Origin of the sequence: Paraglaciecola chathamensis S18K6 (assembly GCA_000314955.1) — a bacterium.
GTDB lineage: Bacteria > Pseudomonadota > Gammaproteobacteria > Enterobacterales > Alteromonadaceae > Paraglaciecola > Paraglaciecola chathamensis.
In genome coordinates this window covers 123,741-146,384 of sequence record BAEM01000007.1, presented here as the reverse complement: position 1 = coordinate 146,384, position 22,644 = coordinate 123,741, and the positions used below count along the sequence as shown (strand labels likewise).

17 protein-coding genes are annotated in these 22,644 nt (G+C 44.9%); 6 read left to right on the top strand and 11 right to left on the bottom strand.

The features are described from left to right. The first annotated feature begins 73 nt into the window (after nucleotides 1–73). The 4 genes from thrA to ung are packed head-to-tail and all read left to right on the top strand — an operon-like array spanning nucleotide 74 to nucleotide 5,564. A complete protein-coding gene (gene thrA, locus GCHA_RS02435) occupies nucleotides 74–2,536 on the top strand; it encodes a bifunctional aspartate kinase/homoserine dehydrogenase I (RefSeq protein WP_007984658.1) in 2,463 nt (820 codons plus the stop codon). Further along, nucleotides 2,536–3,531, top strand: a complete 996-nt coding sequence (gene thrB / locus GCHA_RS02430) for a homoserine kinase (protein ID WP_007984656.1) — start codon at nucleotides 2,536–2,538, stop codon at nucleotides 3,529–3,531. The genes thrA and thrB overlap by 1 nt, the downstream gene beginning before the upstream one ends. 49 nt (nucleotides 3,532–3,580) lie before the next feature. Continuing rightward, a complete protein-coding gene (thrC, locus tag GCHA_RS02425) occupies nucleotides 3,581–4,864 on the top strand; it encodes a threonine synthase (protein ID WP_007984654.1) in 1,284 nt (427 codons plus the stop codon). A gap of 31 nt (nucleotides 4,865–4,895) precedes the next feature. Beyond that, a complete protein-coding gene (gene ung, locus GCHA_RS02420) occupies nucleotides 4,896–5,564 on the top strand; it encodes a uracil-DNA glycosylase (RefSeq protein WP_007984652.1) in 669 nt (222 codons plus the stop codon). On the opposite strand, the gene GCHA_RS02415 is transcribed toward ung, so the two are convergent. From GCHA_RS02415 to GCHA_RS02380, 8 genes are all read right to left on the bottom strand, one after another. Then, entirely contained in the window at nucleotides 5,561–7,051 is a 1,491-nt protein-coding gene (locus GCHA_RS02415) for a sensor domain-containing diguanylate cyclase (RefSeq protein WP_007984650.1), read from the bottom strand. The two genes, ung and GCHA_RS02415, sit on opposite strands and share 4 nt — an antisense overlap. 402 nt (nucleotides 7,052–7,453) lie before the next feature. Beyond that, a complete protein-coding gene (locus tag GCHA_RS02410; protein WP_007984646.1) occupies nucleotides 7,454–8,077 on the bottom strand; it encodes a thiol:disulfide interchange protein DsbA/DsbL in 624 nt (207 codons plus the stop codon). A gap of 133 nt (nucleotides 8,078–8,210) precedes the next feature. Further along, complete coding sequence (locus GCHA_RS02405) at nucleotides 8,211–9,176, bottom strand: serine/threonine protein kinase (RefSeq protein WP_007984644.1); 966 nt, start codon at nucleotides 9,174–9,176, stop codon at nucleotides 8,211–8,213. Further along, nucleotides 9,176–10,603, bottom strand: coding sequence for a cytochrome c oxidase accessory protein CcoG (gene ccoG / locus GCHA_RS02400; protein ID WP_007984642.1), 1,428 nt, complete (start codon nucleotides 10,601–10,603; stop codon nucleotides 9,176–9,178). Before ccoG ends, GCHA_RS02405 begins: the two co-directional genes overlap by 1 nt. A 168-nt stretch (nucleotides 10,604–10,771) precedes the next feature. Further along, nucleotides 10,772–12,010, bottom strand: coding sequence for an ATP-binding protein (locus GCHA_RS02395; protein ID WP_007984640.1), 1,239 nt, complete (start codon nucleotides 12,008–12,010; stop codon nucleotides 10,772–10,774). Between the two features lie 9 nt (nucleotides 12,011–12,019). Next, nucleotides 12,020–12,718 (bottom strand): response regulator, encoded by a 699-nt coding sequence (locus GCHA_RS02390; protein ID WP_007984637.1) that lies wholly within the window; start codon nucleotides 12,716–12,718, stop codon nucleotides 12,020–12,022. Then, complete coding sequence (locus GCHA_RS02385) at nucleotides 12,718–13,101, bottom strand: DUF3019 domain-containing protein (protein ID WP_318248918.1); 384 nt, start codon at nucleotides 13,099–13,101, stop codon at nucleotides 12,718–12,720. The genes GCHA_RS02390 and GCHA_RS02385 overlap by 1 nt, the downstream gene beginning before the upstream one ends. Before the next feature lie 45 nt (nucleotides 13,102–13,146). Then, nucleotides 13,147–14,025 carry a MipA/OmpV family protein gene (locus GCHA_RS02380; RefSeq protein WP_007984632.1) on the bottom strand — a complete coding sequence of 293 codons (879 nt, stop codon included), beginning with the start codon at nucleotides 14,023–14,025 and terminating at the stop codon, nucleotides 13,147–13,149. A 248-nt stretch (nucleotides 14,026–14,273) separates the two neighbouring features. Here GCHA_RS02380 and GCHA_RS02375 point away from each other — a divergent pair, with 248 nt between their 5' ends. Continuing rightward, on the top strand, nucleotides 14,274–15,644 hold the full coding sequence (locus GCHA_RS02375) for a DUF4397 domain-containing protein (protein WP_007984630.1): 1,371 nt from the start codon (nucleotides 14,274–14,276) through the stop codon (nucleotides 15,642–15,644). A gap of 279 nt (nucleotides 15,645–15,923) precedes the next feature. Beyond that, nucleotides 15,924–16,448, top strand: a complete 525-nt coding sequence (locus GCHA_RS02370; RefSeq protein ID WP_039991967.1) for a DUF3016 domain-containing protein — start codon at nucleotides 15,924–15,926, stop codon at nucleotides 16,446–16,448. Nucleotides 16,449–16,479: 31 nt separating this feature from the next. Here the strand turns inward: GCHA_RS02370 and GCHA_RS02365 are convergent, their stop codons facing one another. The 3 genes from GCHA_RS02365 to GCHA_RS02355 all read right to left on the bottom strand — a co-directional run bounded on the left by GCHA_RS02365 (nucleotide 16,480) and on the right by GCHA_RS02355 (nucleotide 22,630). Continuing rightward, on the bottom strand, nucleotides 16,480–18,171 hold the full coding sequence (locus GCHA_RS02365) for a GGDEF domain-containing protein (protein ID WP_039991966.1): 1,692 nt from the start codon (nucleotides 18,169–18,171) through the stop codon (nucleotides 16,480–16,482). After that, nucleotides 18,164–19,690, bottom strand: coding sequence for a bifunctional metallophosphatase/5'-nucleotidase (locus GCHA_RS02360; protein WP_039991964.1), 1,527 nt, complete (start codon nucleotides 19,688–19,690; stop codon nucleotides 18,164–18,166). The genes GCHA_RS02365 and GCHA_RS02360 overlap by 8 nt, the downstream gene beginning before the upstream one ends. A gap of 174 nt (nucleotides 19,691–19,864) precedes the next feature. Then, the gene (locus GCHA_RS02355) at nucleotides 19,865–22,630 is read right to left on the bottom strand and encodes a valine--tRNA ligase (RefSeq protein ID WP_007984617.1); all 2,766 of its coding nucleotides are present in this window, start codon (nucleotides 22,628–22,630) and stop codon (nucleotides 19,865–19,867) included. Between the last annotated feature and the right edge of the window lie 14 nt (nucleotides 22,631–22,644).

Sequence of the window (22,644 nt, the reverse complement as noted above, 5' to 3'; positions counted from 1 at the left end):
GCAAAAAGTTAATTAATGGTTGTTTCGACGCGGTGAAAGCCCTGCGTAAACAACCAACAGAGGAGCAAAATAAATGAAGGTGTTGAAGTTTGGCGGTTCGTCTTTAGCTGATGCAGAGCGTTATTTACGGGTAAAAGATATCTGTTTGGATACCCATGCAACCAATGGCGCGGCTGTTGTGTTATCAGCCCCTAAAGGCGTGACCAATGCATTATCTCTGTTATGTGAAGAAGCGGGAAATGGTAAAGATTACGGTGAGTTGTTTGCTAAGCTGAACATGGTGCTTTTCGGTATTTTAGATGATTTGAAAAATACCCTACCTGAATTCGATGACAGCAAGCTTGCCCCTTACATTAAGAATGTATTGAATGAGTTAAATCAACACCTTGAAGGTTTTGCGTTATTGCGCTGCGCACCTGAATCTGTAGTCGCTAAAATTTTAAGTATTGGCGAGTACATGAGCGTGAACATTTTCAGTCAAATATTGACTACGCTTGGTACTAAAAACCAAATTATTGACCCTGCTGAACTGATTCTTGCCGAAGGCGATTACCTTGATAGCATCGCTGATGTAGCCGTGAGTAAAGCGCGTTTCAGTGACGTAGATAGCTCTGGCGACGTGGTATTGATTATGCCAGGTTTCGTAGCGGTTAACGCCGAAGGTGAAAAGGTCACGTTGGGGCGCAATGGCTCTGACTATTCAGCCGCTATTTTAGCCGCATGTATCGATGCCCAGTGCTGTGAAATTTGGACTGATGTAGACGGTGTTTATAATGCCGATCCTAACCAGGTTGATGGCGCAGTGTTGCTTGATAAATTAACCTATCAAGAAGCTATGGAGCTGTCCTATTTCGGGGCCAAAGTACTTCACCCGAAAACCATTGGGCCAATTGCTCAGCATCACATACCTTGCCTTATTCGTAATACCTTAAACCCAGCTGCCCCAGGCACGCTTATCAGCAATGAAAAAAGCACCAAGTGGACCAGTGTTAAAGGCATCTCGCATCTTGATGATATGACCATGTTTAATGTGGCAGGCCCAGGCATGAAGGGGATGGTCGGTATGGCCAGTCGTGTATTTGAAGTTATGTCGAATGCCAACATCTCTATTAGCTTAATTACGCAGTCATCTTCTGAATACAGCATTAGCTTTTGTATTCACAGCAAAGACGCCACGCGTGCGCAAGATTTGCTAGAAGACTCGTTCGCCCTTGAGTTGGCCAATAACCTGCTTGACCCTATCGAAGTACGTCATGACCTAGCAATTGTAACTTTGGTTGGCGACGGTATGCGCCACTCACAAGGCTTGGCAGCTAAGTTCTTTAGTTCATTAGCCCAAGCGCGCGTCAACAATGTAGCGATTGCTCAAGGGTCATCTGAGCGTTCAATTTCAACGGTTATTGAAAGCAGCAAGGCGAGAAAAGCAGTGAAAGTGGTTCATCAAAATTTCTTTTCCAATTTACATGCTATCGATGTGTTCTTGGTAGGGTGTGGCACCGTGGGTAAAGAGCTGCTCGGGCAAATTGCTCGCCAGCAAGCAGTATTACTTGAACGTGGTATCAGTTTGAAAATTTACGGTATCGCCAATAGCCGTAAACTTTTACTTGAAGCCAGCGGTGTTGATTTGAACGCTGACTGGGCAGGCCAGTTGAATAACAGTGAGCAGTCACTATCAGTTGATGCCTTGCAAGACTTTGTAATGCGTAACAGTTTGGTTAACCCTGTAGTGATAGATTGCACCAGCAGTACTGCGATTGCAGAGCTTTATGTTGAGCTAATGAATAGTGGTTTTCACGTTGTTACGCCAAACAAAAAAGCCAATACCGCTTCATACGCTTATTACCAGCAACTGCGTGATACCGCACAAAATACTAACCGTCAGTTCTTGTATGAAACCACAGTGGGCGCAGGCTTGCCGGTTATCGATAACTTGCAAAAACTGATTTACGCAGGGGATGAGCTTCAGCGTTTTGAAGGGATTTTATCTGGTTCGTTGTCATTCGTATTCGGCAAACTAGATGAAGGCTTAACCTTGTCTCAGGCAACCGAAATTGCTAAGAAAAACGGTTTTACTGAGCCAGACCCTCGTGATGATTTAAGCGGTACTGATGTTGCTCGTAAGCTATTAATTATGGCCCGAGAAGCGGACTTACAGCTTGAACTTGATGATATTCAAATTGAGCCCGTATTGCCGTCACACTTTGACGACAGCGGTAGTATTGAAGAGTTTATGGCTAAGTTGCCAGAACTTGACGATTTGTACGCTGAGAAAGTCAACGCGGCGAAAGAAGAAGGCAAAGTACTACGTTATGTCGGCTCTATCAGCAAAGGTAAGTGTGTGGTATCGATTCAAGCGGTTGGTGAAGATCACCCACTGTTTGTGATTAAAGAAGGTGAAAATGCCTTGGCTATCCACAGTAACTATTATCAGCCTATTCCTTACGTTATACGTGGCTATGGTGCTGGCGCGGCAGTTACAGCTGCAGGTGTGTTTGCTGATGTACTTAGAACCATGCCATGGAAGCAAGACGTGTAATGAGTGAATTTAATGACATGGCGGGTAAAATGCTGCGCGCTTTTGCCCCAGCTTCAACAGGTAATGTTAGCTTAGGTTTTGATTTACTCGGTGCCGCGTTAAAGCCGATCGATGGCACAGTGCTTGGTGATGAAGTAGACCTTGCATTAGCGGATGAATTCAGTCTTGAAGTCAAAGGCGCTTTTGCTCATAAATTACCAGCTGATCACGATACCAACATAGTGACGCGCTGTTACCAGCACTTTGTAAAAGTGATGCGTGAAAAGGGCGTAGAACTGCCGGCGGTACGAATGATCCTGCACAAGCATTTGCCAATAGGCAGTGGTTTAGGTTCAAGTGCTGCATCAGTGGTGGCTGCGCTGCATGGTTTGAATGAATTTTACGGCCAGTTATTAGGAAACGTGCCTTTTAACCAACACGAACTGTTGTTGATTATGGGTGAGTTAGAAGGTCAGATCAGTGGCAGCGTACATTATGATAATGTCGCACCTTGTTATTTAGGTGGGTTAACGCTAATGGCGGAACAGGCCGACACTCTGGCTCTACAACTGCCTACATTCAAGCATTGGTATTGGGTGGCATGCTATTCAGGTATCACTGTATCAACCGCTGCCGCAAGAGATATTCTGCCTAAGCAAGTGTCGATGCCAAATACCTTGAAATTTGGTCGTCAATTGGCGGTCTTTATTGATGCCTTGTATCGCCAAGATGAAAAACTAGCGGTGAGCATGATGACAGATGTAATCGCAGAACCTTATCGAAAATCATTGCTACCCTACTTTGATGAATCTCGTGAGTTTGCGATGCAAAATGGCGCGATGGCATTCGGTATTTCAGGCTCGGGCCCAACGGTCTTCGCCGTGTGCGATAACCTTGAACAGGCGCAAACCATCAGCACCTGGTTAGAAGAGAATTACATTCAAAACGACACCGGCTTTAGCCATGTATGTCAGCTTGATGAACAAGGTGCTGTGGCAAAAGATATCAGCGCCTAGCATACTATTAAAAATACGCTTTATTGAAAAAGCACATAAGGTAAGAAACGTGGAACTAGTTAATTTAAAAGACCCCTCAGACAAAGTCAGCTTTGCAGAAGCGGTTAAAAAAGGGTTAGGCAAAAACCAAGGGTTATATTTCCCAACTAGTTTGCCAACATTTGATGACATCGACGCCATTCTTGATATGCCGTTCGTTGAGCGCTCGGTTGAAATTCTGAGTCAATTAATTGGTGACGAGATCCCGCGGGACCGTTTGCAAGGTATTGTTGAGCGTGCCTTCGCCTTTGAAGCGCCTTTGGCGAAAGTGGCTGACAACGTTTACAGCCTTGAGTTGTTCCACGGGCCAACCCTCGCGTTTAAAGACTTTGGCGGCCGTTTTATGGCCCAGTGTTTAACTGAAATTGCCGCGGGCGAGAAAATCACCATTCTAACCGCCACTTCTGGCGATACGGGTGCTGCGGTTGCTCACGCGTTCCACGGGTTAGATAACATCAATGTGGTTATCTTGTTCCCGAAAGGCAAAATTAGCCCGCTACAAGAAAAACTGTTTACTACCTTAGGTGACAACATTCATACGGTATCGATTGAAGATGATTTCGATGCATGTCAACAAATGGTAAAAAGCGCCTTTGATGATGTAGACGTGCGTGAAGGGTTACACCTTAACTCTGCGAACTCTATCAACATCAGCCGTTTGGTTGCTCAGGTGTGTTACTACTTTGAAGCGATTTCACAGCTAAGCAAAGAGCAACGTGAAAACGCAGTTATCTCTGTGCCTAGCGGTAATTTTGGTAATTTAACCGCGGGTATGATTGCTAAAACCATGGGCTTGCCGGTTAAGCACTTCGTTGCGGCAACTAACTTAAACGATACCGTTCCACGTTATTTAAAAACGGGCGAATGGGATCCAAAAGACACAGTTGCGACCATGTCTAACGCAATGGATGTAAGCCAACCAAACAATTGGCCACGTATCGAAGCAATCATTGAGCAGGGTTACTTACCCCGTGAAGTGCTTTCAGGTGATACCGTTGATGAAGATTACACTCAGGTGGCTATGCGCCAACTTGCGCAAATCGGCTACGTTAGTGAGCCCCATGCCGCAGTTGCATACAAAGCATTGGTTCGCCATATGGAAGAAGGCGATACCGGTATATTCCTAGGTACAGCGCACCCAGCTAAGTTCCGTGAAACGGTAGAGAACGTACTCGGTCAGCCGATTAGTTTGCCTCAGCCTTTGGTTGACTGTTCTACCAAAGAAAGCCTAGCGGTAGACTTACCAAGCGATTATGAAACGCTTAAAAAGCACTTGTTTAGCTTATTAGGCTAAGTGTTGCGTTGATTTTACAAGGGCGGGATAAATGACCCAAGCCGCTACATGGCAAGATGTACTCGGTGAAGAAAAGCGGCAAGCTTACTTCACCGATATTTTGCATTTTATCGCCAGCGAGCGCGCTCAAGGTAAAGTGATATACCCGCCTGACAAAGATATATTTAACGCGTTTGCCAATACCGAGCTTAACCAAGTGAAAGTGGTTATTCTTGGTCAAGACCCATACCACGGGCCAGAACAGGCCCATGGTTTGAGTTTTTCAGTACAAAAAGGCATTAAACCGCCTCCTTCGCTAAAAAACATGTACAAAGCTCTGCAACACGATTTCCCTGACTTTATTGTACCTGATCACGGCTGTTTGCAGTCTTGGGCGCTTCAAGGTGTGTTCTTACTCAATACTGTGCTCACTGTTGAGCAAGCTAAGGCGCATTCTCATGCCAAAATTGGCTGGGAAAGGTTTACTGATAACGTGATTACTCAGCTCAATGAGCATGCCAGTGGTGTCGTATTTTTACTGTGGGGCAGCCATGCACAGAAAAAGGCAGCGTTAATTGATGCATCTAAACATCATGTATTAACCGCTGCGCACCCGTCGCCTTTGTCAGCTTATAGAGGGTTCTTTGAGTGTGGGCATTTCGCACAAACCAATCAGATATTAAAAGACAGCGGTCGCAGGCCGATAGACTGGCAAATTTAAACGAGATTTCCCCCAGCTGGTGTCTTGTTTTTGGCACTAAGTTCTTTTGCATCTAGGCTTTGGGCATTAACTATCGTATTGCGCCCTTGTTGCTTTGCCTTATACAGGGCTTTGTCAGCGGCATTAAATAATTCGGTAAAATTCTGATCTTGGCTTAATTGAGCGACGCCAAAACTACAGTGAATCGGTTGTCCTGGGGCGACTTCTGCTTTGTTGACACTGGTTAAAATACGCTGTGCAATTTGCTGGGCTTCCACGTTAGTCGAGTCAGGCAGTAAAGCGACAAATTCATCCCCACCGAAACGCCCAAGTAAATCAGTAGGGCGCAAGGAAAGCTGCGCCACTTGGCAAACACTCTGCAATGCTTTGTCGCCAGCGCTATGACCGAATGTATCATTCACTTTTTTAAAGTTGTCCATGTCGAACATAATAAGAGACAGTGGCATTTCATCGTTCAGGCTACGATTAACTGCACGTTCGGCTTGTTGCATAAAATGTTGTCGTGAGGCTGCTTGAGTGAGGGCATCGGTGGTAATAATTGCTTGTAATTTTTCGTTGTCTGCCACTAACGCAGGCACGGCGATGCCAAATAAAGCGTTTGCCGCAACAATGATAATGGCAAATTGATAGATCAATACATATTCATTAAGGCCAAATAGGTTCACAAATATCGCAATAAGCAGGCAACTGTAGGTCAGGCTAAGCATGTTGAACAGCGCACTTTCGGTGCAAGCAATCCACATATGCGGTAGCACCAGCAAGAAGATTACAAAGGCACTCTCTTGCTGTTGAGTATATTGGTTCAATAGCATGATGAAGCTAACAAGCAGGGTCACAAGCATCATCTTACAAAAATAAAAGGGACTTGCTTTGGTTTGATTAGGACTAAGATACTTTTTCAGCACGAAACGTGTTTTCTCAAAATGCTCGCTCAGTAAAGCACTAAACAAAGGAGCTAAAATAAGCACGCCTGCATAATCTCCAATCCAAAACGCAAGCCACGTTTGGCTGATGTCACTTGCTGGCATCATATTGCTAAATACGAGGCTGTATATCACCAGCACAGTTGTACACAGAGACGCTACCCCAGAGTGAATAATATAAAGAATAATCATACCAGGTGTGCTTAGGCGATCTAATTTAGCTATCCACACAAATAGCTGTGCACTTAGCCAATAGGGAATAATATGCGCCCCGGCGAATAGCAGGCCTGCTTGTATCGCTTGGGGTAAGTTTAATGGCAAAGCGTATTGTATGCATGTGAGCAAAGTGACGATGACAGCACAAAACGTTAATGGTAATACGGCAGATGAGCCAATGATCAGCAAAGCGGCGTAGGTTAATCCTGATGCGGGGAACCACACACTGGCGTGGGCGGTATATTCCATGAGTTGTGCAACAGCCCATACTGTTAGCCATAACACCATAAAGGTAATACCGCGCAGCCATTTGAAGACGCCTGCTGTAGACTGGATATTGTCTTGCATAGTTACCTCACCCCTGAACAATAGAGGCCGAGAACTACGACACCAAAGTCGTGGACAGGGTGAACGTCGTCCTAGGTCGATACTTGGGTTTTATACATTGATATTTACCCAGTATGAGCGTCAAATCTTGCACTCGATGTCTCGGTAAATATTCGCAAGTAGTAACATACTGACACAAAACATGCTCAAGTCACGACATATCAAATCTATTTTTAACCGAGTAAAGCCAGTGGTGACGCGGTTTTGGTAGGTTTTTGTACCGAGCTTAGCCACTTAAATTACCCCACAAAAAAGCCCCATTTGAAATGCTCAAATGGGGCTTTAATAGGTTGCTTAGTGAAACCTCGCTTTAACTAAGTAAGCTGATAAACGTTACTTAGCTACTCAGCCAATTACAACGTGTTACTTTTGCTTAGACAACCACACAATCAAATTCACGATATCGTCGTTGGTCATATCACGAGTAAACTTAGCCTGATACTTACCGTTGACAATAAAGTTAGGCACACCGCGCAAGTGGTTACGGTACTCTTGAACTAACTTGTTGTTCTTTTTCAGCATGCTATTTACGCCAAAGCTGCTGACCAGCTTGTCGAAATCTGCTTCTGCTACACCATTAACCATAAAGATATTCTTCAAATCTTTGATGTTAGTGATTGGTGATTTTTGTACGTGTATGTAACGAAAGATAGCGGTGCTTAGGGCATCTTCTTTCTTCAGCGCACGGGCTACCATAAGGGCACGACTTGCATCGTCTTGGGTTTCAGCACTGGTAAAGCCCATGAAGTTTACATGTACTTTTTCAAACTTTACGTCGTCGCCCATTTTCTCTTGAATTTTTTTAGCGATAGGTTCGAACTGAAAACAGTGCGGGCACCAATAAGAGAAGAACTCATTTATGACAGGTTTGTCGGTGGCGGTTTCGTTAATGATGGTGTAATGCTCACCTTCTTTCCATGTTTCTTGAGCGCATGCTTGAAGCGGAACTAAAACCGCAAAAACAAAAGCAAGTATGATTTTTTTCATTGTTAATTCATCTCTTTAGTAAAAATAACTCGGAGCAGATTAGCATAGCTAAAATAAAATGCCGACTGCACTTTGTAACCAGTTATAAGAAAATATATCTTATGGGGCGTGCATTAACGCAGTCTGAATAAGGTCAAATACGAAGTTCAGTTTCGTGTAACGCTGAAAACTGCTCTTTGAGCGCCAGAATTTGCTGCTCCCAATATTTAGGCTCAGCAAACCAAGCAAAGGCCTGAGGAAACGCAGGATCTTGCCAGCGCCTATGCAACCAAGCCATGTAATGAACCATACGCATAGCGCGAAGTGGCTCAATCAGGCTTAACTGCGTAGGGTTAAATTCACAGAATTCATCATAAGCTTCAACGATCGTACTTAACTGCAATGACTGCGACTGACGATCGCCAGATAACATCATCCATAAATCTTGTACGGCTGGGCCGTTGCGGCAATCATCTAAATCGACAAAAGTAGGGCCATCACGCCACAAGATGTTGCCTGGGTGACAATCACCATGCAATCGGATGATATCCGTGGTGTGATAACGCTCGCTCGTTAATTTGACCACCTGCTCTAAAATGGTGAAAAAAGCCTCGTGCAAGCTCTGTGGTATAAGCTGGCTATTTTGTAATTCAGCCACAGACTTAACCAAGTAATCTTCAATCCCAATGGTGGGCCTGTGGGAAAACAATCGCGTTTTAGCCACCTGATGTATACGCCCGATAAAGCGTCCCATCCATTCCAGCTGATCTAGGTTGTCGACTTCGAATTGGCGGCCCCCTACAGAAGGGAAAAGCGCAAATTGATAGCCTTGATACTGGTGCAAACTTTTGCCATTAATCACCATAGGCGCAACCACAGGAACCTCATGTTCCGCTAGCTCTAATGAAAAGCTATGTTCTTCATTTAACTGGGCTTCGCTCCAGCGTTGGGGGCGATAGAACTTTGCGACATAACGTTTATTATCTTGGCCGATAAATTGATAGACACGATTTTCATAGCTGTTTAAGGCTAACAGGCCGGATTCCACCAAGACGCCCTCTGATTCGATGGCGTCAAGAATAAGGTCCGGTGTGAGTTCACTAAAATTAAAGGTGCTCATTAGCGATACAAGAACTTAGAGGGCTGTTTGATAATGGCATCCTCGTCTTCTTGGGAGCGAATAGTGAAGCTAAATTCAGTCACGGGCTCATCCAATTGGTAAGGGTCGATAGCGATACTGATTGGCAAGTTAAATACCTCACCACCCATCACAGTGACACTCTCATCACCTATGAATCTGTGGCCTTCTAGGCCATTCACACTAATATCAAAATGCTGAGTATGTTGTGATTTATTCAGTATCTTGAGTGTATAAACGTTCTCGATTAGGCCGTCATTAGTTTCACGATATAGGGCGTTACGATCTCGAATGATATCGACCTCTAACGGCACGCGGCTTAATAATTCAAACACCAATAGTGCACTCATCAATACCAAAACAACCGCATAACCGATAAGTTTAGGGCGGAATATTTTAGTCTGGCCCCCAGCTAATTGTGTTTCAGAGGTAAAGCTTATGAGCCCTTTTGGGTAATTCATTTTATCCATTACGCCGTTACAGGCATCAACACAGGCACCGCAATTGATGCACTCGTACTGCAGACCATTTCGAATATCGATACCTGTTGGGCATACCTGTACGCACAAGTTGCAATCAATACAATCGCCCAAGCCTTTGGCGGCATTTTGCTCTCGAGTCGCCTTGCGTGGACGAGGGCCGCGCTGTTCACCACGTGCGGCATCATAGGCTACTGTAAAGGTGTCTTTGTCAAACATGGCACTTTGGAAACGCGCATACGGGCATATGTGGGTGCACATAATTTCGCGCATATAGGCTGCATTACCATATGTACACACGGCAAAAAACAGCACGCATACTGTCGCCCAAAAGCTAGATGAAAAAGTAAAAAAGTCGATGAACAGTGCGTCAATCGGTGTGAAGTAACCCACAAAAGTCAGCGATGTGAGTAGGGCAACACTGACCCAAGCAACATGCTTTAAGGTTTTGCGCACGAATTTGTCGGTGTCCATTTTGCGTTCATCTAACTTGATGCGCTTATTGCGGCTACCTTCAATCTTTTCTTCAAACCAAATATAGATAAAAGTCCATGTGGTTTGGGGGCACATAAAACCGCACCATACTCGTCCTGCAAAGGTGGTAACAAAGAACAAAGCGAATGCAGCAACGATAAAAATCCATGCTAGTAAGGTAAGATCTTGTGGCCATAAGGTTAGGCCAAATATTTGAAAGCGCTGTGCACCTATATCCAGCAAGATGGCTTGGCTGCCTTCAAATTGTAGCCAAGGAAGAATGGCAAAAAGTGATAAAAACACCAAACCAAAGAAGCGTCTGAAGTTCTCTAATGCCCCTTTTACTGCTCGCACATAAATGCGACTGCGAGGGGTATAGTGATCATTGTGTTTGCTTTTGTCAGGGCGATGAACCTGAACCGGAGAGATATCTTTAACGGGAATGCGGTCACTCATTGCTGCTCCTAGACTGAACCGAGATACTTAAGGCACATAAACGCGGCGCATTATAGCAGTTCGTAGTTCAAAATACGTCAACTTGCTTTGTTCATCGCTCTAAAGATTGATAGAGATCAGCCTAAAGAAGCATCCACAGGGCGTGAATAAACCCAATCAGTTAATGCGTTAAGTGTTGCGCCTAGGGTAGCGCAATATGAATTTTGCCCCGCCTAGGCGAGAGTCCTGAACCTGACAATCGCCTTCATGCCATTGCTGAATACGCCGCACAATAGCTAAACCTAAGCCGGCTCCCCCTGATGCACGAGTGCGTGCTTCATCAGGCCGATAAAATGCGTCAAATATTTTCTCTTGCACTGCTTTATCTATGCCGGGGCCGTCATCTTCAACACTCACAACAACGTCCTGTTGTGCATGATAAATCGTGACACAAATACAGGTTTTGGCGTATCGACTGGCGTTAATCAATAGATTTTCTAGCGCCCGTTGCACAAAATGATCGTCGGCCAACAAAATAAGAGCTTCACCTTCAATTGAAATATCAAGTTGTGCCAAATAAGGTTCCCGTAATTGTTGTACCACTTGGGTGGTTAATGCCTTTAGCGGGATTTCAGCTAAATTCAACTCAGGGGAAAGTACATCACTGCCTGAGTAATCAAGCATTTCTTGCACCAAGCGCTCTAATTCTTCTACATCTAGCGTCATGGCGTGCCATTGAGGCGAGCCAGCGCTGGGGCGCGCTTCAAGAGCAAACTTTAATCTAGCTAAGGGCGTACGAAACTCATGGGCAACGGCGCCTGACAATTCTCGTTGAGACTGCAGTAAGCTCTTCACTTTCACACTCATATCGTTTAACGCTTGCGCGATAGGAGCAACAAGGGACGTCTGCGAAATGTGGTTATCAGCCAGGCTGCCATCATCCTGAACGTGGCTAACGCTGCGCTTCAGTTCACTTAAGTCGCGCCACAATGGCCAAATCCAAAGGGCGATAAGGCCGCCAAGTAAGAGAAAGAATATACCGCTGTACAGGGCGAGTGTTCGGCCATTGTTTTGCGCTCTGGTGATATCTAGCTCTAGTAAATCGGTATTGCTCAACGGGATATATAGCTGTTCGCCTATGGCTTCATCAAAAAGTAAGACACTCTTGTTTTCTTTGAGCTGCGCAGCACTTTGCTCACTCCAACCGATACTGGCGTATGGTACGATCCGATAGGGAAGTTGAGTGTTTTTTGCAAGCTGTAGTGGGTCACTATGGGTGTTAATGGCGGTATCGAAAAGCGTCATAATTGTTTTTACATGGCCGGTGGGGCCTTGCGGCTCTGGGCTAAAAGCACGCTCGAGCCCAGCGCTTAAACCAATCATGGCCAACACAATAAACAAGTACAAGCTAATAAATAGACGCGCCATATAGACTGCTTATCCCCACGCGTCAGCTACAAAATAAAATCCCTTTCCCCATATGGTTTTTATTCGATATGGTTGGCGAGGATCGTCTTTAAGTTTTTTGCGTAGCCGCGAAATTCGCACATCGGCTGAGCGATCTAAGCCGTCGTATTCACGGCCAATTAATTCCCGATACAAGGTATTGCGATCGACCAGTTGTGACGCGTTTGATGCGAGTTTCCATAACATATCAAACTCATGGCTGGTTAATGGTACATCCTGGCCGTGTAAAACGACTTTACGCGCTAAGTAATCGAGTTGCAGTTGACCAAAACATAATTGCTTTGCCTGTTCGCTTTGGGATTGTGGCAATGCACTTCTGCGCAGCAAAGCTTGAATACGGGCTAACAACACTCTAGGTTCCACAGGCTTAACAATATAGTCGTCAGCACCTATTTCTAGGCCAAGTACGTGATCAAAATCATTATCTTTGGCGGTCATAAATAGTAGTGGCCCTTGATAGTGAGGGCGAATTTTCTTGCATAAAGTAAAGCCGTTTTCTCCTGGAAGCATCACGTCTAGTACAAGCACATCCGGTTTAATTTGCTTGAGCGTTTCTAATAAAGCGGTACCGTCAGGTAAGGCTGTAACTTTAAAATCGTGCTGGGTTAAGTATTCACAGACGAGCTGGCTCAATCGTTTGTCGTCTTCGACAAGCAGAATGTGTGACATTAAAATAAGCTCCATGGGCTGTTTACCCGAAATCGGGTGCGGCGTTGGGTCGATTTCACGCGTAGCGTTTGTTCGCTTACCGTTACACCCAGTGAATTTTTAAGCAATAAACTGGCTTTGTTATCGATCGTTAACGATAGCTTTCGCTGAAGCTGGCGCTGGGTAGAGCAAAACAAACGCTGTTCGGAAAGTTGCGATAAATAAACACAATATGTTTGCTGTTTATTGTTATGTATTTCAACTGAGAGAGTAAAGGTGCATGGCTCGTTCGCCCGCTCTGCAACGCAGACATTCGGCTGAATTAGCCAACTTAAATGATGTTCTTCAGCTTTAATGACGCTGGGCAATACACAGCCCACTATGCCCAAACAGGTTAACAGCACTCTCAAACTAGCAATGCTCCAACGATATAATGATGACTAGGCTAGTCATTCGAATACATATCCAACACCGATAAATACAGCACGGGTGAATGACTGATCTACTAGTGGGCTGTTCGTCATGCCGCTGTTAAACCAGGTATAACTTGCCCGCGCTAGCCACTGCCAATCTTGGTTGATTGCCTTACTCGCCCCTATCGCCATAGTGGGTTGCCAGCCCGACGCGCCTTGATAGTAAAACGTGCTGTCGAGGTTATCTTGTGGGTATATCCCATAATAGTAATCAATTAATTGACTGCTCTTCCAAGTTATTCCCGGTGCGATACTGACTTGCCAATCTTGCCATTTCCAATGATAGCGATAGCCGACTTCAAATTGATGGCCATTGTGTACGCCTGTGGCATCGGTTTTTGCCGTGAAACGCCATTGTGAGTTGCCGCTTCGGATATGCCAACGTATGCCAGCGTCGATAGCCCACTTTCTACTTTGAACATCATCAATTGATACGCGACGTGTATCATAAGGGGACTCATTTGAAGGCCCAACCGCTTGGTTAAACGCGTTGTTGGCAGGAAGCAATAGATTACTTGGGTGCCAAAAGGTAAAGAAGGCTTTTTCGCTGTTAATACTGACGAATGTATCCACTGCGGATGTGTCACTTTGCAGCCACTGGTATCCCAACTCTGTGTTATCGAGATAGAGGTTGTCACCGTAATAGGCGATGTCAGGTAGCACCAACAATGGGATCGCGTCACCATCGACAAGGGGATTGCTTTTTGCGCCAACCCCCAAGGCTAACCCGAATCGCCACTGACCTGACTCTATACATTGCTGCCCTGTGCAGTCTGCGAGGGCAGTATGAGGTAGGGCAAAAAAACATAGCACGAGCAAGCTTATGCTAAGGCTTTTTGTATTAAATCTGCCCATTAAATTTTCGCATTAAATTCACCTATATCACGAAAAATTGCATTTGAAATGTAGTAAGCCAACGAGTCTGTGCTCAGTTAGTTCCTATCATGGCATGCTATCAAACCCCCAAGCAAAGCTCATCTGAGGGTTACAATTATTCACAAATCCTCGCAATTATGATCGAGACTCACCGCGCCATGTCATTAGGATGATAAGCCTACTCGTCGTGATCGAAACGATGCAATTTAACAACAAGGGAATACACCATGGTACGTTTTATATTCAGGGGCTTATTACTGGCAATGTTAGGCATGCAGATTAGCGCATGTGGCGGTTCGGATGACAATGAAAAGAGCGAAAAATACGATAAGCCCTATTTGCAATTCTACAATGGCTCAGCCGACAGCGGTGCGGTGTACGTTACGGTTGATGAGGCGAACAATATTGGATCTGCCGTGTATGGTGATGCAACAAGTGTTGTCTCTCTTGAACAAAGTGATGTTCAACTGTCGTTTAGTCAACAAGATAGCGATGGTAGCAGCGAAGTTTTGGGGGAGCTCTCTGCGAACATTGCCACAGGGAAAAAGTTACTTGTGGTGCTAAGTGGTGATACCTCTGCTGCGAATTTTAGTGCTTATCCTATTGAACGCACCGAGTTAGTTAGTCGCTTTCGATTATTCGCCACCTCGGTGCTCAGCACAGGCCAAGACTATGATTTATATTTAGCACAAAGTGGTGACACTTTTGCTGATGCACATTTGCTTTCCAGCGTTTCTGAGGGGGCCTTAACCCAGTTTGAATCATGGCAGGCTGAAGACAGTCAGTCGTTTAGTCAAGGTGATTACCATGTTTACTTGACCCTACCCGGTGAAGATACACCCGTGTTTGAAAGTACTGACATTAGCTTTCAGTACGCCACCGAATATACCTTTATTATTCGTTCAAGTGCGGGGGCGATTAAAAACAATTTAGAACTGGATCTGGTGATTAACTCTTCATCGGTGAATACCTACGCTGCAATAGATCAAGCCGCACAATTTCGAATTTATAACAGTCTAGATGATAAAGAGGTGTCGGTAGACATTGTGGGTGCCCAAGATGAACAGCGCGCATTAACCATAGCAGCGAATGGTCTAAGTGAGTTTGATGCTATCGCCCATGGAGATTATCAGCTATCAGGCAAAGCCTCAGATGACGAAAGCTTCGCATTTTCCAATCAACTGCTCAGCTTAACCCAAGGTCGAAGCAAAGCGGTTGTGTTGTATGAAAATGCTGAGCAAACATTAGATGCGCTGACGTTTGAAGAAAGCCACTTACCGCAAAACGTGGAGCATGATGTGCAAGTAGTCAACGTGACCCCTGATTACGCCGCGCTTGACGTATTTTTTGTGCGACAAAATGAAACAATCGCCACCGCTAAGTATCGTGCGCAAAACCTAGCGTTTGAGCATTCAGCACGGTTGACCGTGAAAAGCGGCCAGTATGAAATTGTGATTGTGCATAACCAAGAGGACGATACACAATTGTTGCTCACACGCAGCCCGATGCTCAACATTGACCAAAATGAGAATTACATTGTGAGTGTTGAAACATCAACGAGTTCTCCTAGCGGGTATGAAGTGGTGTTATTACACTAGGCCCGCAGGACTGTTCCGCGATTAAAACGCTTCTATTTAGACCAAAATTCGTTCAGCAAAGATCAACACGCCCTAAATAAAGGTGCGAATTTATTCGTCTTACGTCGGTCTATTAAGTATAAGTACTAAATAGCTAAACGTTGTGGTGGCTATCTTGAATGATTTGCTTGAGTAACATGAAAGTAACCGAGATTCAGGTTGTATTCAGCACGCTCGTGTAAGCTATGTCATCATACGTATAGCATCTTTTACTCAATCATATATGAGAGGTGGAAGGATATGAAAAAATTAGCCGTAGTTTTGTTGTCCGGAGTCTCCTTAATGCTATCAGCACAAGCGTATAGCCAAGGAAAAGTTGAGGTGACGTGGGAGAACACAGACAAATACACTGATGTGCGCCCGTCAAATGAATCGCGTAAGCGTTTTAAAGAGCGCACGTTTAAACAGCTAGATGAGTATTTAGTTGAGTTGGCAGAAGCCTTGCCAGAAGGACAAACGCTGAATATGACGGTCACTAACCTTGATTTAGCAGGCCAGGTTTGGCCGGCTTCGTTTGTCGGGATTGGCAATGGGGCGAACGATGTGCGCTTGATTAAGAGCATTGATATTCCGCGTATTGCCTTTAGTTTTGAGTTGCTAGGGGCTGACGGTACGGTTTTGCAAGAAGGTGAGCAGAACTTGAAAGACATGTCGTTTCAAGATCGTCACAACCCGTTTTTCTCCTCTGAAAACTTACGCTATGAAAAGAACATGTTGCGTATGTGGTTTGAAGAACAGTTTGAGCAAAACCTAGCGAAAAGCTAGATAGAAAAAAACACCGTCATTACGGTGTTTTTTATGCTTGACTAATTATATCAAGATAGTGAATAGCTTGATCTCGACCGTTTTGCTTCGCAGCATACAGAGCGTGATCTGCAAGTCGTTGAAGATAGTCAGCGTCTTTTGCTTCACCTGGTAGGCTGGTCGCTATGCCCACGCTGATTGTGATGTGATCTGTATTTGGGTTGTATTTATGCTCTAAATTGGCATTGCGCACACTGTTTAGTAAGGTACTTGCGACACTTCTCGCGCCGGTTTGATCTGTATTTGGCAGGATAAACACAAATTCTTCACCGCCATACCTAGCGGCGAAATCACCGCTGCGCTTAGCGACACTTTCAAGGATTTGCGCAATTGACACCAGAGCTTCATCCCCAGCCACGTGCCCATAGTTGTCGTTAAAGGGTTTAAAGAAATCAACATCAACCATTAATAGTGACAGTGGCCATTTCTCACGTGTTGCCAGTTTCAATTCATGCGCTAGGCGCTCATCAAGAGCTCGTCTGTTAGGGATACCGGTTAGTCCATCAAGTAAGGATAATTGCTGTAAGGTGATCTTTTGCTGCTCAATCGTAGCGGCAAAATAATCAATGGTGTCAGCAATATCAGATATTTCATCATTACCGGATATATGGGTCGAATTACTGAAGCCATTTGCTCTGTCTTGAACGACTGCGTTTAACCTAACGAGGCGACGAACCACGCGATTTTGAATGAAAAATACGATAATTAGCAGCAGGAGTAGGGCACTGAGTACATACATACCCACATTCTGAATTTGTTCACTGATGCGAACGGACGTTCGGCGAGTTTGCGTGATCAGTGAATCACTCAGTTGATACGATTTAAAGTTAAGCAAGCGAGAGTAATCAGCAATGAGACTATGCACAAAATTGCCGCCACCCGTAACACGACCTGATAATCGTAATAGGTTTATTTGTAGTGGAAAAATGCCATTTTCACTGAGGGCTATTTGATTGAACTCTGCGACTATGGCCTGCATTTTTGGCTTTTGTGCCGCAGGAAATTGCTGAATATTGCTGTAAAGCTCATCAATGATTTCAGTGACTTTAAACGAAGATTGACGAATGGTTTGTAAACGAGACAAGTTGACGGCGTTACTGGCCAATGCAACCGCCTCAAAAATAGCAGCCCGCCAGCGTTGTAGCATTTGAATATCTTGTTTAGATAAGCTGGTATCTGTGGTGAGTTTTACGACTCTGTCGTTCAATGCGTACAAGGCTTGTTCTTGAGTTGAAAGTAAACTCGCCATCTTGATACGGTGCAGAGCAAGGGTTTTCAACTCGAGAATTTCGCTCTCAATCGCAGTTAAGTGAAAGTCTAAATATTGGGTGCCTTCACGACGCTCCGCTAAGCTACGAATTTCGTCAATTTTTTGATGAACATTGCGCTCTGCTATACGCAGTGCGGGTTCAGAAGACGCAAAACTCAAGCCGTCACTAATCGCAGATAAAGTGGCAATGTGGTTATTCACTTGCTCAGAGAAAACCACTTGGGGCAAAGAGTCATTAGCGATGCTATCAAGAATATTTCTGAAATCGACCAATTTTGAATAGGCTAAAAGAGTCACGCTAATGAATATGACGAACACGCTGATAAACGAGAGTGCAAATACCGAGCTTAAAGATATTCGCGCTTTCGATTTGTTCGAGGCAGCGACAGTGGCAGAGGTGCTCGTTTCAGTCATCAGATTGCACCAGTCTTTGGCTTAGGGTCGGGCCAAGTGTTTCCTGTTGACGGATACTGTCAATGAGTACATCAACGACCATTGGTGGATCCATGTAGCCCAACGCAATTTTGGGGCATTCGTTTAACACCTGATAACCATCTCCGCCATTGGCAAGATAATCTGTCGTTGCGAGCTTATAAGAACGCGTAGGGTTGATGTTTTCTCCATCAATTTTAATAGATGTGATCCTTTCGCCCACGTTATTTTTTGGTTGATAAGTGACTTCTATCCCCGAAATTTGCGGGAATCTTCCACGCACTTGCTCAATGGTACTCAAGCCATTTTCAAGTGCTTGTTTGAGTTGTTGGCCTGTGATGGTGAGCACAGCTAACTTACTGCGAAAGGGGAGCTCTTGGGCGATATCTCTTCGGGTGAGTCTTTGGCCTTCAACATAGCTCTGGTTACCACGAATAATACCGCCATTGATAAGGGCCATATCAGCATTAGCAAATTTTCGAACCGTATCAGCCACCAAATTGGCAAAGGCATTCTCTTGTGTTCTAACGCTGGTTCTTAGCGTTTGAAAGTCTCTGATGACGGTGGCTATCGGTTGGTTTAACAATCGATTTAATCGAGAGGTATAACCTTTAACTTGCCCTGCTAAAATTGGGTCGCTGGGAAAGCCAGATAATTCTTTTTCCTGCCAAGTTAGATTGGAGATATCGCCGCTTTCTTTGTCTAATGTCAGTTTGAGTTCAGCTAAATAATTAAGTTTACTCAGTACCACTGCATTAGGGTGCTTAGGCATAATTTCATTGGGCAGATTGGTGAACTCTGGGCTAGTTGTAATAGTGATATCAACCGTGTCCTTCGACAACAACTGGTCAATAAAAGGAAAGTTATAGGAGTACATAAGCACGACAAGTTCTGCGCCTTGTTCTCGTAATTCATAGGCCGAGTCTGAAATCACTTTTTGCGGGTCAAGGATCACGACTTGCTTGAGCAAGTAATCTGAAATTGCACTCTCATCTAAAATTGAAATGATGCCTATCTTAACGCCGCGTTGCTCCACAATAACATTGTCTAATAACCCGTCTACGTTAGCTTGGCTGCGTTTATCAAAGACATTGCTAGCAACAATGGGAAAAGCAGCTTCGTAGGCCCGTAAAGACAGTTCATCTTCATAATAACTGAATTCACGCTTAGTAACAGACATCGCATCAGGCTCAAGGCTATTGAGAATGTCGATGATATGCGTACCGCGATCTAAGGATGCAAGCGGACTTGGCGCTAGGCTGTTGCCACCGAACAAAAAGAAAGTGTTAGTATTTTTTTGATTTCGATAACTTTGTAGGGCGCTTGCAAGTTCAGGGTACCCACCGACCTTTTTTAGCCCAATGACGGGCATGTCAGAGGCATAAATAATGGATATGTTCTGTTTATTAGGCGCAGAAGTGGTAGACGTAGGCGTTTGTGCACAGGTAAAGAAGGTGAAAAATACACCCGTCAGTAACAGTAGTATTTGTGTTCTGTTCATGACATTACCTAAATCACCTTAAAAGCTTAACTATTTGATACGTTTAATATAAATATCACATATATGATGAAATCGGTAATCAGCTTTTAGTCTAAGCTGATAAAGAGCAAAGTCACATTTTGCGGTAAAGGCAACCGAACTAACAAAGGTAAGTTCGGTTGCCTTCATCAATGACTATAGATTTTCGATAGTCTCTTTTTGCTCTTTTAACTTCTTTATTTGCATGGAGAAGTCTTCAAGCTTGGCTTTTTCTTTATCAATAACCGCTGGTGGCGCATTACTAACGAATTTTTCGTTATTCAATTTACCTTGTGTGCGGCCAAAGTCAGCTTCAATTTTTGCAAGAGCTCTGTTGATACGGGCTAGCTCGGCGTCTTTATCAATCAAACCGGCCATTGGAATAAGAATTTCCATTTCGCCCACAAGTGCTGTGGCACTGGCTGGTGCTTCTTCTTCAGGCTGCAACAATTCAACGCTTTCAAGTTTTGCTAACGCCCCTAAAAACTCGCGGCTACTTTGCAGGCGTTGCCAATCTTGGGCACTGGCATTTCTTAGTAATACATTTAGTGGCTTGTTCGGAGAGATATCCATTTCGCCGCGTATATTACGAATGCCTACGATCACGCTTTTGATCCATTCCATTTCAGCTAGGGTGTCTTCGTCACGCAAAGCTTCGTTTTGTACAGGGAATGGCTGAGTCATGATGCTATTGGCTTGAATGCCACATAACGGCGCTACGCGCTGCCAAATTTCTTCTGTGATGAAAGGCATTATCGGATGCGCTAGGCGCAGAATACTTTCAAGTACGTTAACCAATGTATGGCGAGTACCGCGTTTTTGCGCTTCTGTGCTCACTTCTGAATTTAGCACTGGTTTTGATAGCTCTAAGTACCAGTCACAGAATTGATTCCAGGTAAACTCGTATACTAAATTCGCAGCGATATCAAAACGATAACCGCTCAAGGCATCTTCAAAGTCTTTTAGCGTTTGCTGGAAGCGAGCCAATATCCACTTGTCTGCCAGGCTAAGCTCCATGTCGCCGCCATTGGCACCTGTGTCTTGATCTTCGGCGTTCATCAACACAAAGCGTGACGCGTTCCACAGCTTGTTGCAGAAGTTGCGGTAGCCTTCAACACGCTTTACATCAAAGCTGATGTCGCGGCTGGTGGACGCCATTGCGGCAAACGTAAAGCGCAGCGCGTCAGTACCGTAGGCTGCGAAGCCTTCTGGGTAGCTTTTACGCGTGTTCTTCTCAATTTTGGCCGCTAATTTGGGCTGCATCATGCCTGAGGTGCGTTTCGCCACTAAGTCATCAATGCTGATCCCATCAATCAAATCTATTGGGTCAATTACATTGCCTTTCGATTTCGACATTTTATCGCCTTGCTCATCGCGAATAAGGCCGGTGATGTAAATCTCTTTGAAAGGAATTTGCCCAGTGAATTTTTTGGTCATCATGATCATTCTGGCTACCCAGAAAAAGATGATGTCAAAACCTGTGACCAATACCGCGCTTGGTACGAAGGTATCTAGCTCAGGCGTTTTCTTAGGCCAGCCCATAGTGGCAAACGGCCAAAGGGCAGATGAGAACCAGGTGTCTAGTACGTCTTCGTCTTGACGCAAGGAAACGCTCGCATCAAGGGCGTTCTTTTCACGAACTTCGGCTTCAGTGCGACCGACGTAAATTTTGCCGTTCTCGTCGTACCAAGCAGGAATACGGTGTCCCCACCAAAGTTGACGTGAAATACACCAGTCTTGAATGTTGTTCATCCACTGGTAGTAGGTTTTGTCCCAGTTTTCAGGGACGAACTTAATCTCGCCACTTTTCACCGCATCAATCGCAGGTTTGGCGAGTTCTTCAACTGCTACGTACCATTGGTCTGTTAGGTAGGGTTCGATAACCGAGCCAGAACGATCGCCACGGGGCACTTTTAGTTTATGATCTTCAATTTTAACCAAAATGCCAGCAGCTTCTAGATCCGCGACGATTTGCTTACGCGCATCGAAGCGGTCAAGGCCGCGGTATTGCTCTGGAGCGATTTCGTTAATTTTTGCGTCATCGGTGAGAATGTTGATCATCTCAAGGTTGTGACGTTTACCCATGTCGTAATCGTTGAAATCATGGGCTGGGGTAATTTTTACGCAGCCAGTGCCAAAGTCTTGCTCAACATAGTCATCCGCAATGATCGGAATAAGGCGGCCGGTGATCGGCAATTTGATTTGCTTGCCAATAAGCGCTTGGTAACGCTCGTCATCAGGGTGAACAGCCACGGCGGTATCACCAAGCATGGTTTCTGGACGTGTGGTGGCAACAATCAGCTCGCCTGTGCCATCAGCAAGAGGGTAGCGCATGTGCCACATGAAGCCGTTTTCTTCTTCGCTAAGCACTTCTAAATCAGATACGGCTGTATGTAATACAGGATCCCAGTTTACTAGACGCTTACCACGATAAATTAGGCCTTCTTCGTGCAAGCGCACAAAGACTTCATTAACGGCTTCAGAAAGGTCATCGTCCATGGTGAACACTTCACGATCCCAGTCAGGAGAGGTGCCTAAACGACGCATTTGCTGGGTGATATTTCCGCCGGACTCTTTTTTCCAGTCCCAGATTTTATCTACGAAAGCATCTCGGCCTAGGTCATGACGGGTTTTACCTTGCGCGTTCAATTGACGCTCGACCACCATTTGCGTGGCGATACCAGCATGGTCGGTACCACATTGCCACAAGGTGTTATCACCTTTCATTCGGTGGTAGCGAGTCAGGGTATCCATGATGGTTTGTTGAAAACCGTGACCCATGTGCAAGCTACCGGTGACATTGGGGGGCGGTAATAAAATGCAGTAAGGTTGGCCTTCGCCGCTGGCTTTGAAATAGCCATTATTTTCCCACGCTTGGTAGCATTGCTGTTCAATATTTTGTGGGCTAAATGTTTTATCCATTGTATTTGGTCTCG

Bases quoted from the DNA above. Each gene is read 5' to 3' on its own strand.
- GCHA_RS02415 (WP_007984650.1), bottom strand. From the start codon at position 7,051: ATGCAAGACAATATCCAGTCTACAGCAGGCGTCTTCAAATGGCTGCGC.
- thrA (WP_007984658.1), top strand. From the start codon at position 74: ATGAAGGTGTTGAAGTTTGGCGGTTCGTCTTTAGCTGATGCAGAGCGT.
- ung (WP_007984652.1), top strand. From the start codon at position 4,896: ATGACCCAAGCCGCTACATGGCAAGATGTACTCGGTGAAGAAAAGCGG.
- GCHA_RS02395 (WP_007984640.1), bottom strand. From the start codon at position 12,010: ATGGCGCGTCTATTTATTAGCTTGTACTTGTTTATTGTGTTGGCCATG.
- GCHA_RS02410 (WP_007984646.1), bottom strand. From the start codon at position 8,077: ATGAAAAAAATCATACTTGCTTTTGTTTTTGCGGTTTTAGTTCCGCTT.
- GCHA_RS02360 (WP_039991964.1), bottom strand. From the start codon at position 19,690: ATGAACAGAACACAAATACTACTGTTACTGACGGGTGTATTTTTCACC.
- GCHA_RS02365 (WP_039991966.1), bottom strand. From the start codon at position 18,171: ATGACTGAAACGAGCACCTCTGCCACTGTCGCTGCCTCGAACAAATCG.
- GCHA_RS02355 (WP_007984617.1), bottom strand. From the start codon at position 22,630: ATGGATAAAACATTTAGCCCACAAAATATTGAACAGCAATGCTACCAA.
- GCHA_RS02380 (WP_007984632.1), bottom strand. From the start codon at position 14,025: ATGGGCAGATTTAATACAAAAAGCCTTAGCATAAGCTTGCTCGTGCTA.
- thrB (WP_007984656.1), top strand. From the start codon at position 2,536: ATGAGTGAATTTAATGACATGGCGGGTAAAATGCTGCGCGCTTTTGCC.
- ccoG (WP_007984642.1), bottom strand. From the start codon at position 10,603: ATGAGTGACCGCATTCCCGTTAAAGATATCTCTCCGGTTCAGGTTCAT.
- GCHA_RS02405 (WP_007984644.1), bottom strand. From the start codon at position 9,176: ATGAGCACCTTTAATTTTAGTGAACTCACACCGGACCTTATTCTTGAC.
- GCHA_RS02390 (WP_007984637.1), bottom strand. From the start codon at position 12,718: ATGTCACACATTCTGCTTGTCGAAGACGACAAACGATTGAGCCAGCTC.
- GCHA_RS02370 (WP_039991967.1), top strand. From the start codon at position 15,924: ATGAAAAAATTAGCCGTAGTTTTGTTGTCCGGAGTCTCCTTAATGCTA.
- GCHA_RS02375 (WP_007984630.1), top strand. From the start codon at position 14,274: ATGGTACGTTTTATATTCAGGGGCTTATTACTGGCAATGTTAGGCATG.